General features: G+C 68.1%; 14 protein-coding genes. 6 read left to right on the forward strand and 8 right to left on the reverse strand.

Going from position 1 to position 13,188, the window contains the following annotated elements; all coding sequences use genetic code 11:
• Window positions 1-11: 11 nt before the first annotated feature.
• Window positions 12-779, forward strand: a complete 768-nt coding sequence (locus ASF06_RS09390) for a TetR/AcrR family transcriptional regulator (protein ID WP_055945860.1) — start codon at window positions 12-14, stop codon at window positions 777-779.
• Here the strand turns inward: ASF06_RS09390 and ASF06_RS09395 are convergent.
• Complete coding sequence (locus ASF06_RS09395) at window positions 760-1,566, reverse strand: N-acyl homoserine lactonase family protein (protein ID WP_055945863.1); 807 nt, start codon at window positions 1,564-1,566, stop codon at window positions 760-762. The genes ASF06_RS09390 and ASF06_RS09395 overlap by 20 nt on opposite strands.
• Before the next feature lie 149 nt (window positions 1,567-1,715).
• Between ASF06_RS09395 and ASF06_RS09400 the strand changes: the two genes are divergently transcribed.
• A complete protein-coding gene (locus tag ASF06_RS09400) occupies window positions 1,716-2,354 on the forward strand; it encodes a cyclase family protein (RefSeq protein WP_055945866.1) in 639 nt (212 codons plus the stop codon).
• A gap of 28 nt (window positions 2,355-2,382) precedes the next feature.
• Window positions 2,383-3,084, forward strand: coding sequence for an alpha/beta hydrolase (locus ASF06_RS09405; protein ID WP_055945869.1), 702 nt, complete (start codon window positions 2,383-2,385; stop codon window positions 3,082-3,084).
• Here ASF06_RS09405 and ASF06_RS09410 read toward each other — a convergent pair.
• Genes ASF06_RS09410 through ASF06_RS09420 form a run of 3 tightly spaced genes read right to left on the reverse strand, consistent with a single transcriptional unit; the run spans window position 3,035 to window position 5,988 of the window.
• Window positions 3,035-4,534 carry a DHA2 family efflux MFS transporter permease subunit gene (locus ASF06_RS09410; RefSeq protein ID WP_055945872.1) on the reverse strand — a complete coding sequence of 500 codons (1,500 nt, stop codon included), beginning with the start codon at window positions 4,532-4,534 and terminating at the stop codon, window positions 3,035-3,037. The two genes, ASF06_RS09405 and ASF06_RS09410, sit on opposite strands and share 50 nt — an antisense overlap.
• Before the next feature lie 48 nt (window positions 4,535-4,582).
• Complete coding sequence (locus ASF06_RS09415) at window positions 4,583-4,909, reverse strand: hypothetical protein (RefSeq protein WP_055945876.1); 327 nt, start codon at window positions 4,907-4,909, stop codon at window positions 4,583-4,585.
• Window positions 4,910-4,911: 2 nt separating this feature from the next.
• A complete protein-coding gene (locus ASF06_RS09420) occupies window positions 4,912-5,988 on the reverse strand; it encodes an amidohydrolase family protein (protein ID WP_235500957.1) in 1,077 nt (358 codons plus the stop codon).
• A 9-nt stretch (window positions 5,989-5,997) separates the two neighbouring features.
• Here ASF06_RS09420 and ASF06_RS09425 point away from each other — a divergent pair, with 9 nt between their 5' ends.
• The 3 genes from ASF06_RS09425 (at window position 5,998) to ASF06_RS09435 (ending at window position 8,313) form a co-directional block, all read left to right on the forward strand.
• Window positions 5,998-6,963, forward strand: coding sequence for an Lrp/AsnC family transcriptional regulator (locus ASF06_RS09425; RefSeq protein WP_055945879.1), 966 nt, complete (start codon window positions 5,998-6,000; stop codon window positions 6,961-6,963).
• A 124-nt stretch (window positions 6,964-7,087) separates the two neighbouring features.
• Window positions 7,088-7,825: an alpha/beta fold hydrolase gene (locus tag ASF06_RS09430; RefSeq protein WP_055945882.1), complete on the forward strand. Its 738-nt coding sequence runs from the start codon at window positions 7,088-7,090 to the stop codon at window positions 7,823-7,825.
• Window positions 7,822-8,313, forward strand: a complete 492-nt coding sequence (locus ASF06_RS09435; protein WP_055945884.1) for a hypothetical protein — start codon at window positions 7,822-7,824, stop codon at window positions 8,311-8,313. The genes ASF06_RS09430 and ASF06_RS09435 overlap by 4 nt, the downstream gene beginning before the upstream one ends.
• Here the strand turns inward: ASF06_RS09435 and ASF06_RS09440 are convergent.
• Genes ASF06_RS09440 through ASF06_RS09455 form a run of 4 tightly spaced genes read right to left on the reverse strand, consistent with a single transcriptional unit; the run spans window position 8,294 to window position 13,149 of the window.
• A complete protein-coding gene (locus ASF06_RS09440) occupies window positions 8,294-9,544 on the reverse strand; it encodes a metal-dependent hydrolase family protein (protein WP_235500958.1) in 1,251 nt (416 codons plus the stop codon). The two genes, ASF06_RS09435 and ASF06_RS09440, sit on opposite strands and share 20 nt — an antisense overlap.
• Window positions 9,545-9,570: 26 nt before the next feature.
• Window positions 9,571-10,344 carry an ABC transporter ATP-binding protein gene (locus ASF06_RS09445; RefSeq protein WP_055945887.1) on the reverse strand — a complete coding sequence of 258 codons (774 nt, stop codon included), beginning with the start codon at window positions 10,342-10,344 and terminating at the stop codon, window positions 9,571-9,573.
• Complete coding sequence (locus ASF06_RS09450) at window positions 10,341-12,110, reverse strand: dipeptide/oligopeptide/nickel ABC transporter permease/ATP-binding protein (protein ID WP_235500959.1); 1,770 nt, start codon at window positions 12,108-12,110, stop codon at window positions 10,341-10,343. Before ASF06_RS09450 ends, ASF06_RS09445 begins: the two co-directional genes overlap by 4 nt.
• A complete protein-coding gene (locus ASF06_RS09455) occupies window positions 12,103-13,149 on the reverse strand; it encodes an ABC transporter permease (RefSeq protein WP_082500817.1) in 1,047 nt (348 codons plus the stop codon). Before ASF06_RS09455 ends, ASF06_RS09450 begins: the two co-directional genes overlap by 8 nt.
• Window positions 13,150-13,188: the final 39 nt, after the last annotated feature.

Consider the following 13,188-nt stretch of genomic DNA (forward strand, 5'->3'; position numbering starts at 1 on the left):
GCATGGCACCCATGAGTTCCGTCTCCACCTCCGGCTCAAGCGCGGGCTCCGGGTCCGGCTCCGGCTCCGGCAAGGCGGGTCGGCCCCGGGCCAGCGCCCAGACGCCGAATCCGACCCTGAGCTCGCGGGAGCAGATCCTCGACGCCGCGGCGGCGCTGTTCTCCGAGACGGGGTTCTCGGGAACGTCGACGCGCGCGATCGCCGATCGGGTGGGCATCCGGCAGCAGTCGCTCTATTACCATTTCGCCGGGAAAGACGAGATCCTCGCGGAGCTGCTGAGCGGGTCGGTGCGCCCCAGTATCGACTTCGTTCAGCAGGTCGAGGCGCGCATCCCGCACGACATCACGCCGGCCGGAGCGCTGTTCGCGCTCGCCAGCGTCGACGCCCGAACCCTGCGGCAGACACCGCACAACATCGGCACGCTGTACCTCCTGCCCGAGATCCAGGAGCCGCGCTACGACGCGTTCCGGGCCGAGCGGGAGCAGCTGCGCGCGAGCTACGGCCGCCTCGGCGCGGCTGCGGCGCATCCCGATGTGGCGGCCACGATGAGCGAGGAGAGGATCGGCGACGTGCTGATTCAGCTCGCCGAGCTCGTGATCCGGCTGCGCCGCGACGGGGGTGCGGTAGCGGGCTCGTCGGCAGACGCCTCCGACGACGACTCCACGATCGCCGCCTCGTGCCTGCGCGTGCTGGGCCTGTCGACGGCGCAGATCGCCGCCGCCCGCGAGGAGGCCGACGCGGTCACCGCGCTCGAACCGCTCAGCGCTGCCACGCGCTGAACGCGGGGTCGTGCCCGGGCCAGACCTCGACGCCCGGCTCGCCAGCCAGGTCGGCGAGCCGCTCGATCGACCGTTGCGCGGCATCCTCATCGCCGGCGACCGCCGTCCACCCGCACGGGATGCGCTCGGTCAGGTTGCGCTGCAGATCGGCGGCGTCGCACGCGAGCACGATAGAGCGCTCGGCCAGGTCGACGCGGAACGACTGGTGGCCGGGGGTGTGGCCGCGAGTGTCGAGCGCGGTGAAGCCCGGCGCGAGGATCGTGTCACCGTCGACCAGCAGCACCTGCGCGTCGGCGTCGAGGACGTCTGCGGCGACGACGATCTCGTGCCGACCGATTCCGGTCTCGAGCCACTGCCACTCCCGGCGCTGCACCACGACAGGCGTGCCATTGGGGGCGAGGCGCAGGCCTCCGGTGTGGTCGAGGTGCAGGTGCGAGATGACGCAGAAGGCCAGGTCGCTATAGTCGAGCCCCGCAGCCGAGACTCCCTCGGCGAGTGCGTCTCCGGGCGGCACGACGGCCGTGTAGCTCTCGTAGTCGTAGTGGGCGGCGCGGCGCTCGGGGTCGCGCACGCCGTCGAGGTTGAACCCGCCGTCGACGAGCGCCCAGCCGTCGTCGTAGACGACGATCGCGCCCGTGACCGGCTCGAGCAGGAACCGCTTCGGGTCGCCGCCGCGCACCGACAGCGACTCCTGGATGGGCTCGTAGCCCAGCACCAGCGGCACGACCCTGCGCGGGACACCGGCGAGATCGAAGGGGCTGCTCCAGTCGCGCACGCTGCACTTCATGGGGTCTCCTCCGGTGACGCTCCATCTGGAATAGAACTCTTGTGGCCCGTTCCAGATTGGATACAATATAGGTCAAAGCGAATCCATTCTATTGTTTTCCCGCCCAAGATTGTTCCCCAGCCCGAGATTGTTCCCAGCCCGAGGACGCCATGACCGACGCCATTGACATCAACATCCCCATCCACGGCGAGATGCTGCACTGGGGCCGACGCCCCACCTTCGAGATGGTCGAGCAGATGGCCGACGGCTACGCATCCGACGTCTCGCGCTGGCTCATTGGCGCCCACACCGGAACGCACGTCGACGCTCCCTCTCACTTCGTTCCCGGCAGCACCACCGTCGACCAGATCGCCCTCGACAACGTCGTGGGGCCGGTTCGTGTGCTCGACCTGCGCCACGTCGTCGAGGAGATCACGGCGGCCGACCTCGCCGCGGCCGGCGCCGAGGGCGCCGCGCGCGTGCTCTTCCGCACCCGCAACTCGACCGACGCGCTGACCCGGCCGGAGAAGTCGGAGACGTGGGTCGGGCTCGGTCCGGATGGCGCCGCGTGGCTCGTCGAGCAAGGCGTGCTCTTCGCGGGCATCGACTACATGACCATGGAGGCGCCCGCGAACACCGCGACGTGGCCGACTCACGTGGCCCTGTGCGGCGCGGGTGTGGTGATCCTCGAGAACGCCGATCTCTCGGCGGTCGAGCCCGGCGACTACCTGATGGTCTGTCAGCCCGTGCCGTTCGCCGGTCGCGAGGCCGCCCCGGCACCGACCGTGCTTCTGCCGCTTGCTGCGTAAGTCGTCTTCTATGAATACGGAGAGCCCCATGCATCTCGTCCTCGTTCACGGAATGGGCGGAACCCCCTTCACCTGGTCCTCCGTCGTTCCGCTGCTCACGGAGCGCGGCTACTCCTTCTCCCTGGCCGACAACCTCTCACAGTCGCTGTACGACGACGAGGCCAACGTGCGCGCCCTGATCGACGCCGTCGATGGCCCCGTGCTGCTCGTCGGGCACTCCTACGGCGGCGCCGTCATCACCGCCGCAGGCACGCACGATCGGGTGGTCGGCCTCGTCTATGTCGCCGCGTTCGCCCCCGACGGCGGCGAGTCGGTGCAGCAGATCGTCAGCTCCTACGAGCCGGCCGAGGTGTCGAAGTACTTCACGCGCGGCGCCGACGGCGAGTGGATCCCGGCGACCGATGAGGAGTCGTGGCGCGAGCTCGCCTGGGACGTTCCCGAGGAGGTGCGCCTCGCCGGTCGTGCCGAGAGCAGGGTCTCAGCGGATGCGATCTTCACGCAGTCCACGACCGTGCCCGCCTGGGCGTCGAAGCCCAGCTGGTACCTGATGGCCACGAGCGACAAGCACCTGCGCCCCGAGATCCAGCGCGACATGGCGAAGCGCATGGGCGCGACACTCGACGAGGTCGACACCAGCCACGCGATACCGCACGCGGCGCCCGAGCGCGTGGTCGCGACGATCATGCATGCGATCGAGAGTGGAGAGCCTCTTCCCTCGGGGCTCGGATGAGACGGAGCACGGCGAGGCCGGCGATCACGGCGGCAATGCCGGCGACGAGCAGCGTGCCATCGAGGCCGGAGGCGAAGGCCGTATGAGCGAGGTCGGTGAAGCCCTCGGAGTGGTTGGCTTGCGCTATCAGGGTTTGCGCTTGCCCTCCCGCTAGGAGCATCGCCTTGTCGTGAGGAAATGGCAGGCCGGCGACGTCAAGCGCTGTGGCGGCGTGCGCACTGAAGGTACTTCCGAGGATGGCGACGCCGAAGGCGAAGCCCAGCTGGCCGGCAGTATTGACGGCGCCGGCCGCCATGCCACTGCGAGCAGGGCCGACCGCAGCAGCTCCCGTGGCACTGAGGGTCGGGGTGGCCAGGCCGACGCCGATGCCCGCGATCAGCAGTCCGGGTAGCAGCGCCGGCCAGCTCGACCCACGGGTGACGAGGAGAGCGCTGAGGAGGGCTCCGGCACCGATGAGTACAAGTCCGATTCCGATCATGCTTCCGGCGCGGGCATGAGCGATGAACCGGCCAACGATGAGAGACGCCGCGAATGAGGCCACCGGCAGCGGCAGGGAGGCGAGGCCGGCTTGAACGGGCGTCAGGCCGAGAAGGGTCTGCATCCAGATCGAGGTGTAAGGAAGGTACCCGTAGGCGGAGAAGTAGAGCACGATGCCGGCCAGGAGGACACCGACGAACGTGGGCTGACGGAAGAGAGCGAGATCGATCAAGGGATGCAACGCGCGACGCTCAATGAGAATGAAGGCGATCAGCCCGATCGCGCCGATCCCGAGGAGGAGCAGAACGCTGCTGGAACCCCAGCCACTCTCGCCAGCACGGATCATGGCGAACGTGACCGATCCGATGGTGATGGTGAAGACGAGGAGCCCCGCGATGTCGATTCGCTCGCGCGTGGAGCGTGGGTCGCGTGGCAATACGCGTCGCGAGAGCAGGATGGCCACGATGCTGACAGGAACGTTGACGAAGAAGATCCACCGCCATGAGATCCCCTCGGTGAGAACACCGCCGAGGACAGGCCCGAGGGCGGCCGCGGCACCACTGATCGCTCCCCATACGCCGTACGCGGTTCCGCGATCACGTCCCCGGTAGGAGCCATTGATGAGTGCGAACGTGGTGGCGAACATCGCTGCAGCTCCGGCGCCCTGCAAACCGCGTGCGGCAACGAGGATGCCCGCGTGGGGTGCGAACCCGCAGACGATGGAGGCAACAGCGAAGAGCACGAGCCCGAGAAGGTAGAGCTTCTTGTGCCCGCTGAGATCGGCAATGGCGCCCACGCCCATCAAGAGGGCAGCCAGGGCGAGGGCATAGGCGTCGACCACCCACTGCAACGACGAGAACACGGTTCGAAGATCCATCGCCATAGAAGGCAGGGCGACATTCACAATGGTCACGTCGACCAGGAGCATGAACGTGCCGAGACAGATCGCCACCAGGGGCAGCCACTTCCGCATGAGAGGTTTCCTTTTCCTTGATGACTGACGACGGACTCGTGCCGGCGGTCAGCGAGAATTGTCGGGCCACCAATCGGGCCAGACCTGGGGCGTTGCGCCGGCGATGATCGCGGGCAGGCCGACCAGCGGCGTGATGCGAAAGTGAATGATGCCGGCTTGCACCATGGGGTATCGGTTCACATGGGTCGTAGCGGCAGCGAGATCCTCCGCGTCCAGGAGCAGGACGGCGTCTGCATAGCTGTCGTCCATATAGGCCTCTCGGATGACGCGCTCCCCGTAGAGGGTGCGCGCCGTATCCATCTCTGCAGCCATCAGCTCGTACGCCTGCGCGGTGGTGTAGTCAGAGGTGCGCTCTCCGATGGCGAGGAACCGCATGGTCAGTGCCTGTCGATCGAGAACAACGCGGCCGCGTTCGTGCCGCGGATGGCCTCGATGGCGTCGGCGGGCACGCCGGCCATCTCGAGGCGGCCGACGGGGTCTTCGAGGCCCATATCGAAGGGATAGTCGCTGCCGAGCATGATCTGGTCGGCGCCGAGAGACTCCACCAGGTGTCGCAGCTGCATGTCGGAGTACACCAGAGCATCGACGTGAACGCTCCGGAACTGAGTACTCGGCCGGGTTGTCGTGGTGTGGGCATCCGGGCGCTGCTCCCAGGCATGGTCGGAGCGGCCGAGATACGCGCCCAGATAGCCGCCACCATGGGCCGCCCACAGGAGCAGCTTCGGGTGACGCTCGAGAATGCCGCCGAAGATGATCCGGGACAGCGCCAGGGTGGTTTCCACCGGGTTCCCGACGGTGTTGAAGAGGTAGTAGTCACTGAGTCGTTCACCCAGCGAGCACCCCCAGGGGTGGATCATCACCACCATCCCCAGCTCGGCCGCTGTTGCCCAGAACGGTTCCAGGTCCGAGTGGTCCAGCTCCCGGCCGGGCCCCGCGGTGGTGCTGATCTGAATCCCTCGCAGCCCCGCGTCGTGAGCCACAACCAGCTGCTCGACGGCGAGAGACGGATGCTGCAGGGCTACCGTTCCGATGCCGTAGAGGCGCTCTGGGGCCAGGGCGCAGTGTTCGGCGACGGCGGCGTTGGTGGTGGAGACGATCGAGGCCGCGAGGTCTTCGTCGGCCCAGTCATGAGGAGACGGAAGGGGACTGACCAGCTGCACGTCGATGCGACTGCGATCCATCCACTCCAATCGCTCCTCGATAGAGGTGAGCTTCTGCCAGACACCGGGCATGTTGGCCCGATTGACATCTGCGGACGCCGCCCCCATCGCCACCGCATCACTCAGGCGCTGGTGGTCAGCCCCGGGGGCGCTGGCAATGAGTCCCTCAACAGCGGGAACGGCGAGGTGTGCGTGGGTATCGATAGTGAAGGAAGACATGACCTCAGACTGAGCCACGTCGACTGTTTTCGCCTGACCCTCGCCAGCATTGCTCTTTTCTCGACGTTGAGACATGATCTGACGATGGAAACTGACAATTACGACGAGCTGGACAGGGCTCTTGCGCACGCGCTTCAGGTGAACGGGCGTGCGCCCTTCCGATTGCTGGGAACGGTACTCGGGGTGTCGGATCAGACGGTCGCGCGGCGGTACGCCCGACTGCGGCGCCACGGGGTCTTGCACGTCGTCGGCGTCTCCGACCTCGATCTGCTGAGCCTGTCGCAATGGATCATCCGAGTGAAGAGCGTTCCGTCCGCCGCGAAGTCCGTGAGCGCGGCCCTGGCCAAACGAGACGACACGAGCTGGATCAACGTCTGCGGAGCCGGGACCGACATCGTCTTCGCCGCGGTCGGCGAGTCAGCCGAGGTTCTTCTGGGCGACACACTGGCGCACACCAAAGCGATCATCAGCATCCAGGCCGACCGAATCCTGCACACCTTCTACGGCGGCCACACCGGCTCGTACACCAAGCACGGCACCCTCTCTCCCGAACAGGTCACAGCTCTGACAGATCGGAGTTCACCCCTTGCAGCACGCTCGCATACCCCGGATGCCGTCGACCGGCAACTGATGAAAGCCCTGCGAGAAGATGGTCGGGCGAGCATCGATGCCCTCGCTGAGCTCGTCTCCCTCAGCGATACCAGTACGAGACGACGCGTCGACACCCTGCTTCGCACGGGGACCGTGCGTCTCGACGTCGACATCGACCTCCATCTGCTCAGGATGCCCGTCAGGGCGATGCTGTGGCTGCGCGCCGAATCCGGCGCACTCCGCACCGCCGGAGAAGCCCTGGCGAGACACCCGGAGGTCACCTATGCGGCCGCCGTCACTGGGCCTGCGAGCCTGTTCGTCAGCCTCGCCGTGCACGACACCGCATCCCTCTACGACTATCTCAGCACCCGCCTGCCCGAGCTCGACGGTGTGGCGGTGGCAGAGACCGCCATCGTGCTCCGCCACGTCAAAGCCGCATCTGTACAGCTCGAGGGCTGACCTGTCGCAAAAGGCTCCGACGCGGCCTTGCCTTGTCGAGATCCGACAAAAAGACGACCAGCGCCACGCAGCACCCCGTCACGGGAATGCAATGGTCTTCGTCAGATCAAGCGAGAGGTAAGAAATGAACGTGGTTCTGGTCCATGGAGCATGGGCAGACGGGTCCAGCTGGAGCGGTGTCATCGAGGCGCTTCATGCACGCGGGCACCAGGTAGTCGCCGTGCAACTGCCGATGACGTCGCTCGAGGCCGACATCGACACCACTCGGCGCGCCATCGACGAGATCGGTGCAACGGTCGTCGTCGGGCATTCCTACGGAGGGTTTGTCATAACGGCTGCCGCTGCCGGGATGCCGACTGTGCAGTCGCTCGTGTTCGTCGCCGCTTACGCCCCCGTCCATGGTGAGACCGTTGCTTCGATCTCGCACTCTGCCGCCCAGATGCCGGGCGGTCACGCGATCGTCTACGGCGACGACGGGTGGACCAGCGTCAGGCCCGAGCAGTTCGGGTCCGCCCTCGGGGCCGATCTTTCCCTCGATACCCAAAAAGTACTCGCCGCCGTTCAAGGGCCCACTCATGTCTCCTGCCTGATCACCGCAATCGACACGGATATCGCCTGGCGGGAACTGCCCTGCCACTACGTTGTGTCGACCGACGATCAGATCCTCGATCCGGCACTTCAGCACGCGTTCGCGGTACGCACCGACGCTCACGTCACGGAAATCCCCGGCAGCCACCTCGCGCTCCTGTCGCACCCGACCATCGTCGCCGACGCCATCGAGGCGACCATGAACGACCCCCGCGCCCACGACATCACCGCGCACGGCACCGCTGACACCCGCCAGACAGGGGCATTCTCATGACGGCCTATGACCTCGCCGACTGGCACGAGCAGTTCATCATGGTCGGCGGTGCAGCGGCCGCCATCGCAGGCCTCATCTTCGTCGCCGTCTCGTTGAACCACGAACACATCCTCGACGCACCAGTCCTCCCCTCCCTGGCCGCTCAAACGCTCGGGCTTCTCATCGGCCTGGTACTCCTGAGCGTCATCATGCTCACCCCCGACCAACCTCACGCCATGGCCGGAAGCTCGATCACCGGCCTCGGAGTCCTGTCCTTCGCCTTCGTGACCATCGCCAACATCAGAGTCGGAATCCACGACTCTCGGCGATGGTGGACCGTCAGCCGGCTACTGCTCGGAACTGTCGCCACCGTTCCCATGATCGTGGGCGGCGTCTCATTCCTCGCCGGCGCCGGCGGCGGCTTGTACTGGCTCACTCTCGACGTCGTCGCGGCCATCCTCGTCGCCGTGTACTACGCCTGGATCCTCCTCATCGAGATCCGCCGCTGAGGTCTTTGACGACGCGTCCGGCCTGAAGCACCATCCGCACCGCGGAGGCGTCGGCGAGCTCACCGATGCGCTGCAGCGGATCCACCGAGGTCACCACCAGGTCGCCCTGCTTGCCGGCCTCCACCGTTCCGAGGTCGGCGTCGAGTCCGAGCAGTCGGGCGCCGCCGAGGGTTCCCGCCCGGATGGCCGCGAGCGGGTCGAGGCCGACCTCGACGAGGCGCGCGAGTTCCGCGAGGTTGCGGCCGTGCGGGTGCACTCCCGCGTCGGTGCCGAGGGCGACGGGCACGCCGGCTGCCACGGCACGGCGCACGGAGTCGAGGCCGCGTCGCTGCCGCGCCGCGCGGTCGGCCAGCACAACGGGCGAGGTCCTCGCCGGATCGAGCGTGCGCATCAGCGTGCTGAGCGTGGGCACGAGCACGGTGCCGTGCTGCAGCATCAGCTCGATCGTGTCGTCGCTCAGGTCGTAACCGTGCTCGATGCTGGCGGCTCCGCCCAGAACGGCGACCCGAACGGCCGCGTCGGTCAGAGCGTGCGCGGTGATGGGCCGCCCGCCGCGCTCGGCCGTGAGCCGGGCCACGAGACGCACGTGTTCCACGGGCAGGCCCGCATCCGCCGGATCGTCTGTGGGCGAGCCGACGCCGCCCGAGGTCGAGACCTTGATGGCGTCGGCGCCCATACGCATGAGCTCGCGCACGGTGCGGATGACGTCGTCGTCGGTGTCGACGACTCCCGGCGCGGGCATCGACGGGCGCACGGCCCACGCGGGCAGCGAGCCGTTGGGGCGCACCGGGTCGGCGTGCCCTCCGGTGGGCGACAGCATCGAGATCGCTAGGTGCAACCGAGGCCCGACGGCGGAGCCGCGCGCGATGGCGTCGCGGTAGCCCGGGGTGAGGCCGTCGAGGTCGCGTGCCGTGGTCACGCCGGCGAGCAGGGTGGTTCTCAGCACCTCTGCGGTCTCGAGCACATGCTCTTCAGGAAAGCGCGAGCGCTGCGTCTCGGGGTCGCCCGGAACCATGCTCAGGTGCACGTGGGCATCGACGAAGCCCGGCATGAGGAAGGTGCCCGCGAGGTCGACAGTCGGCACAGACGGCCCAGACGACACGGCGGTTCGGCGCGGTCCGGCGTAGGCGATCACCCCGTCGTCGAGCTCGACCTCGGAATCCGCCAGCGGCGGACATCCGGTGCCGTCGATGAGCGTCGCGCCCACGAGGCGCACGACGCCAACCGACAAAGGCGCCTGGGGAAGACGGGCCGCCATCAGCCGGCGAGACTGAAACCGGGCGCGCCCGGATCGGCGTCGAGCAGCCGGCGGGTGTACCAGTGCTGCGGATCGGAGTAGACCTGCTCGACCGGGCCGGACTCGACCACCTCGCCCTGGTAGAGCACCACCACGTCGTCGCTCACGCGCTGCACTACGGCCAGGTTGTGCGAGATGAACATCATGGTCACGCCCATCGACTCCTTGATCGAGGCGAGCAGTTCGAGGATCTGCGCCTGCACCGACACGTCGAGCGCCGAGGTGATCTCGTCGGCGATCACGAGGTGCGGGTCGATGATGAGACCGCGCGCGATCGCGATGCGCTGGCGCTGACCGCCCGAGAACTCGTGCGGGTGGCGGTGCATCATCTCCGGTGCCAGGCCGACACGCACCAGCCACTCGGCGATCAGCTGCTCGTGCGTCGCCACGCGGCCCCGAGCGGGGTCGATGGCCTCGGCGAGCGTCTGTGCGATCGTGCGGCGCGGAGACAGCGACGAGTACGGGTCCTGCGGAATCATCTGGGTGCGGCGGCGGTACGCGCGCATGGCCCGGCGGTCTGCCGCGACGATGTCGACGCCGTCGACGGTCGCGGTTCCGGATGCCGCGCGCACCGTTCCGACGAGAACCTTCGCGAGCGTCGACTTGCCCGAGCCGGATTCGCCCACGACACCCACGGTCCGTCCCCGCTCGAGACGCAGATCGACCTCGCGCAGCACCTGCGCAGAACCGAACGCGACATCGAGGCCGCGGACGTCGACCATCGGCTCGCTCATGCGCGGGCCTCCCCCGGCGCCGTCGCCTGCGCTTTCGCCGGTGCCGACGCCGACGCCTTCACGGCAACGGTCGGCGTCGCGGCGAGGAGCTGCTTCGTATACGGATGTTCCACGGTGTCCTCCGAGAGTGTGGCGACGTCGTCGATGCGCTCGACGATGCGGCCGTCCTTCATCACGAGCACGCGATCGCAGAGCGCGCGAACGACGCCGAGGTCGTGTGAGATGAACAGCACCGCGGTGCCCGACTGCTCGTTCATGCGCTTGAGCAGCGACAACACCTCGCGCTGCACGGTCACGTCGAGGGCGGTGGTCGGCTCGTCGGCGATCAAGAGATCGGGCTTGGTGCTCATGGCCGATGCGATCATGGCGCGCTGCTTCATGCCGCCCGAGAGCTGGTGCGGATGCTGCCGCAGTCGACCCTCAGGATCGCTCAGCTTCACCGCCTCGAACGCTCGCGCCAGAAGCCCGAGGGCCCCGCGCCGCGAGAAGCCGAGCCGCATCGTGAGCACGTCCGACAGCTGGGTGCCGAGGATGAGGGCCGGGTTGAGGGCCGTTCCGGGGTCCTGGTAGACGAGGCCGATCTTCGACGCGAGGGTGCGACCGGATACGCGGCCGAGCAGATCTGTGCCGCCGAGCTCGAGGCGCCGGGCCGAGGCCTCGAGGCCCTCGCCGAGCAGCCGGGCCACCACCGACGCGGTGAGAGACTTGCCCGAGCCGGATTCGCCGACGATGCCGAGCACCTCGCCGCGGCGGATCGTGAACGACACGTCGGAGACGAGGGGCCGCCCGGTGGTGCCGTGCAGCACCGTGATGCCGTCGGCGACCAGAACGGTGTCGTCTGCCTCGTCGAGAACGACGGCCGGTTCGCCCTCTGCCCGCACGAGACGGGCGCGGGTGGAGTTCGATCGGGGGTTCGCGGCCGCGGCGAGGCCGTCGCCGACCATGAGCGCGGCGAGCGAGGTGAAGGTCAGCGCCACCGCCGGCCCCACGATCACGATCGGGTTCACGGCGATCCTGCTCAGGCCGTCGTTGAGGAGAGTTCCCCAGTCGAACGCCGGGCTCTGCGCGCCGAGCCCGATGAACGAGAGTCCCGAGATCTCGACGAGGGCGCCCGAGAATGCCCCGGCGATGAGAATCAGGATGGGCTCCGCCATGTTCGGCAGCACGTGGCGCAGGGCGAGTCGATGCACCGGCACGCCCATGAGCCGCGCGGTCGTCACGTATTCGCTCGACGAGATCTTCGCGGCGAGGTTGGCCGTGAGCCGGGCGAAGCCGGCGATGTTCGCCACGGCCACGGCCACGACCACCTGCACGACCCCCTGGCCGAGGATCGCCGCGACGATGATGGCGACCAGCATGGTCGGGTAGCTCACGGCGAACTCGATCAGTCGCAGGCCCAGTTCCCGGATGCGCCGGGGCGCCAACCACACGCCGATCCCGAAGGCGATTCCCACGATCGACGAGAGCGCTGTCGCGAAGAGCGCCATCAGCACGGTCGACTGGGTGGCCACGAGCGTTCGGGCGAGCATGTCGCGTCCGAGCGTGTCGGTTCCGAGCGGATGCGCGGCGCTCGTTCCCTGGCCAGGGTCGCTGCCCACGCCGGTGGCCTGCGTGCCGAACATCAGCGGCGCGACCACGGCGATGACCGCCACGACAGCGAGCATAACGAGACCGATCACGAGACCGGGATTCCAGGCGAAGCGGCGCGGCCGGTCGGCGGGGGCCTCCGCCATGCGGGCGAGGGCGGCGGGATTCGACTCAGTCACGCTTTTCTCCGAGAGTTCGGGGGTCGATGAGACCGAGGATGATGTCGATGACCAGGGTCATGACCAGCGAGATCAGCCCGATCACGAACACGGCCGCGCGGATCACCGGGTAGTCCTTGTCGATGGCGATGGCCTGCACGATCACGCCACCGAGGCCGGGCCACGCGAACACGGCCTCGGTGATGAGCGCCGATCCCAGCAGGGCGGTGAGGATGATGCCCGACAGGGTGAGTGCCGTGGTCAGCAGGTTGGGCAGCATGTGCTTCACGTACAGCGACAGCGTCGGCAGGCGCCAGCCACGCGCGGTGCGCATGTAGTCCTGCTCGAGGATCACGGCCGTCTCGCGACGCACGATGCGGGCGACCGAGCAGATGCCGCCGATCGAGAGCGAGGCGATGGGCAGGATGGCCGCCGTGCCGAGGTTGTAGGCCGGCGAATAGGCCGGCGGCAGCACGCGCCACAGCACGGCGAACACCACCACGAAGCCGGTGGCGAGCACATAGGTGGGAATCGACGAGATGATTCCCGTCACGACGCTGAACGAGAGATCGAGCCAGCGCCGACGGTCGCCGCGCGTGGCCACGCCCACGGCCATGCCGAGGGCGATGCCGAGCACCAGCAGGAGCAGCACGGCGGCGATGGTGATCGTGAGCGTGTACGGCACGGCCGTCATCACGATGTCCATCGCCGGCTGCCGGTATCGGTACGAGTCACCGAAGTCGCCCTGCACGACTCCCGAGAGATAGGTCCAGAGCTGCACCGGCAGCGACTGGTCGAGGCCGAGCTGGGTGCGCACTAGCTCCACCTGGTCGAGGCTGGCGTTCTCGCCGGCGATGGCCGTGGCCGGGTCGCCGGGAATCAGCTGCACGATCAGGAAGGTGACCAGCACGAGCAGCGCCAGGTTCACGACGAGGCCGACGACGCGGCGCACGAGGAACGTGCGCCACGCGCCGGCGAGGGTGGCCGCCTTGACGGGGCGGCCGTTTGTCGGGGTGCCCGGACCGGGCGCCGAGAGGCCTTCGGCGGTCGTGGTGCTCATCGCGTGTTCTCCTCAGTACTCCGGTCCGGGCGGTGCGTC

The organism is Agreia sp. Leaf244, from assembly GCF_001422695.1.
Lineage (GTDB): Bacteria > Actinomycetota > Actinomycetes > Actinomycetales > Microbacteriaceae > Agreia.

Excerpts from the sequence above, each read along its gene's own strand:
- ASF06_RS09420 (WP_235500957.1), bottom strand. The coding sequence starts at position 5,988 with ATGTCTCAACGTCGAGAAAAGAGCAATGCTGGCGAGGGTCAGGCGAAA.
- ASF06_RS09445 (WP_055945887.1), bottom strand. The coding sequence starts at position 10,344 with ATGAGCGAGCCGATGGTCGACGTCCGCGGCCTCGATGTCGCGTTCGGT.
- ASF06_RS09425 (WP_055945879.1), top strand. The coding sequence starts at position 5,998 with ATGGAAACTGACAATTACGACGAGCTGGACAGGGCTCTTGCGCACGCG.
- ASF06_RS09415 (WP_055945876.1), bottom strand. The coding sequence starts at position 4,909 with ATGCGGTTCCTCGCCATCGGAGAGCGCACCTCTGACTACACCACCGCG.
- ASF06_RS09435 (WP_055945884.1), top strand. The coding sequence starts at position 7,822 with ATGACGGCCTATGACCTCGCCGACTGGCACGAGCAGTTCATCATGGTC.
- ASF06_RS09390 (WP_055945860.1), top strand. The coding sequence starts at position 12 with ATGAGTTCCGTCTCCACCTCCGGCTCAAGCGCGGGCTCCGGGTCCGGC.
- ASF06_RS09410 (WP_055945872.1), bottom strand. The coding sequence starts at position 4,534 with ATGCGGAAGTGGCTGCCCCTGGTGGCGATCTGTCTCGGCACGTTCATG.
- ASF06_RS09400 (WP_055945866.1), top strand. The coding sequence starts at position 1,716 with ATGACCGACGCCATTGACATCAACATCCCCATCCACGGCGAGATGCTG.
- ASF06_RS09395 (WP_055945863.1), bottom strand. The coding sequence starts at position 1,566 with ATGAAGTGCAGCGTGCGCGACTGGAGCAGCCCCTTCGATCTCGCCGGT.
- ASF06_RS09430 (WP_055945882.1), top strand. The coding sequence starts at position 7,088 with ATGAACGTGGTTCTGGTCCATGGAGCATGGGCAGACGGGTCCAGCTGG.
- ASF06_RS09405 (WP_055945869.1), top strand. The coding sequence starts at position 2,383 with ATGCATCTCGTCCTCGTTCACGGAATGGGCGGAACCCCCTTCACCTGG.
- ASF06_RS09455 (WP_082500817.1), bottom strand. The coding sequence starts at position 13,149 with ATGAGCACCACGACCGCCGAAGGCCTCTCGGCGCCCGGTCCGGGCACC.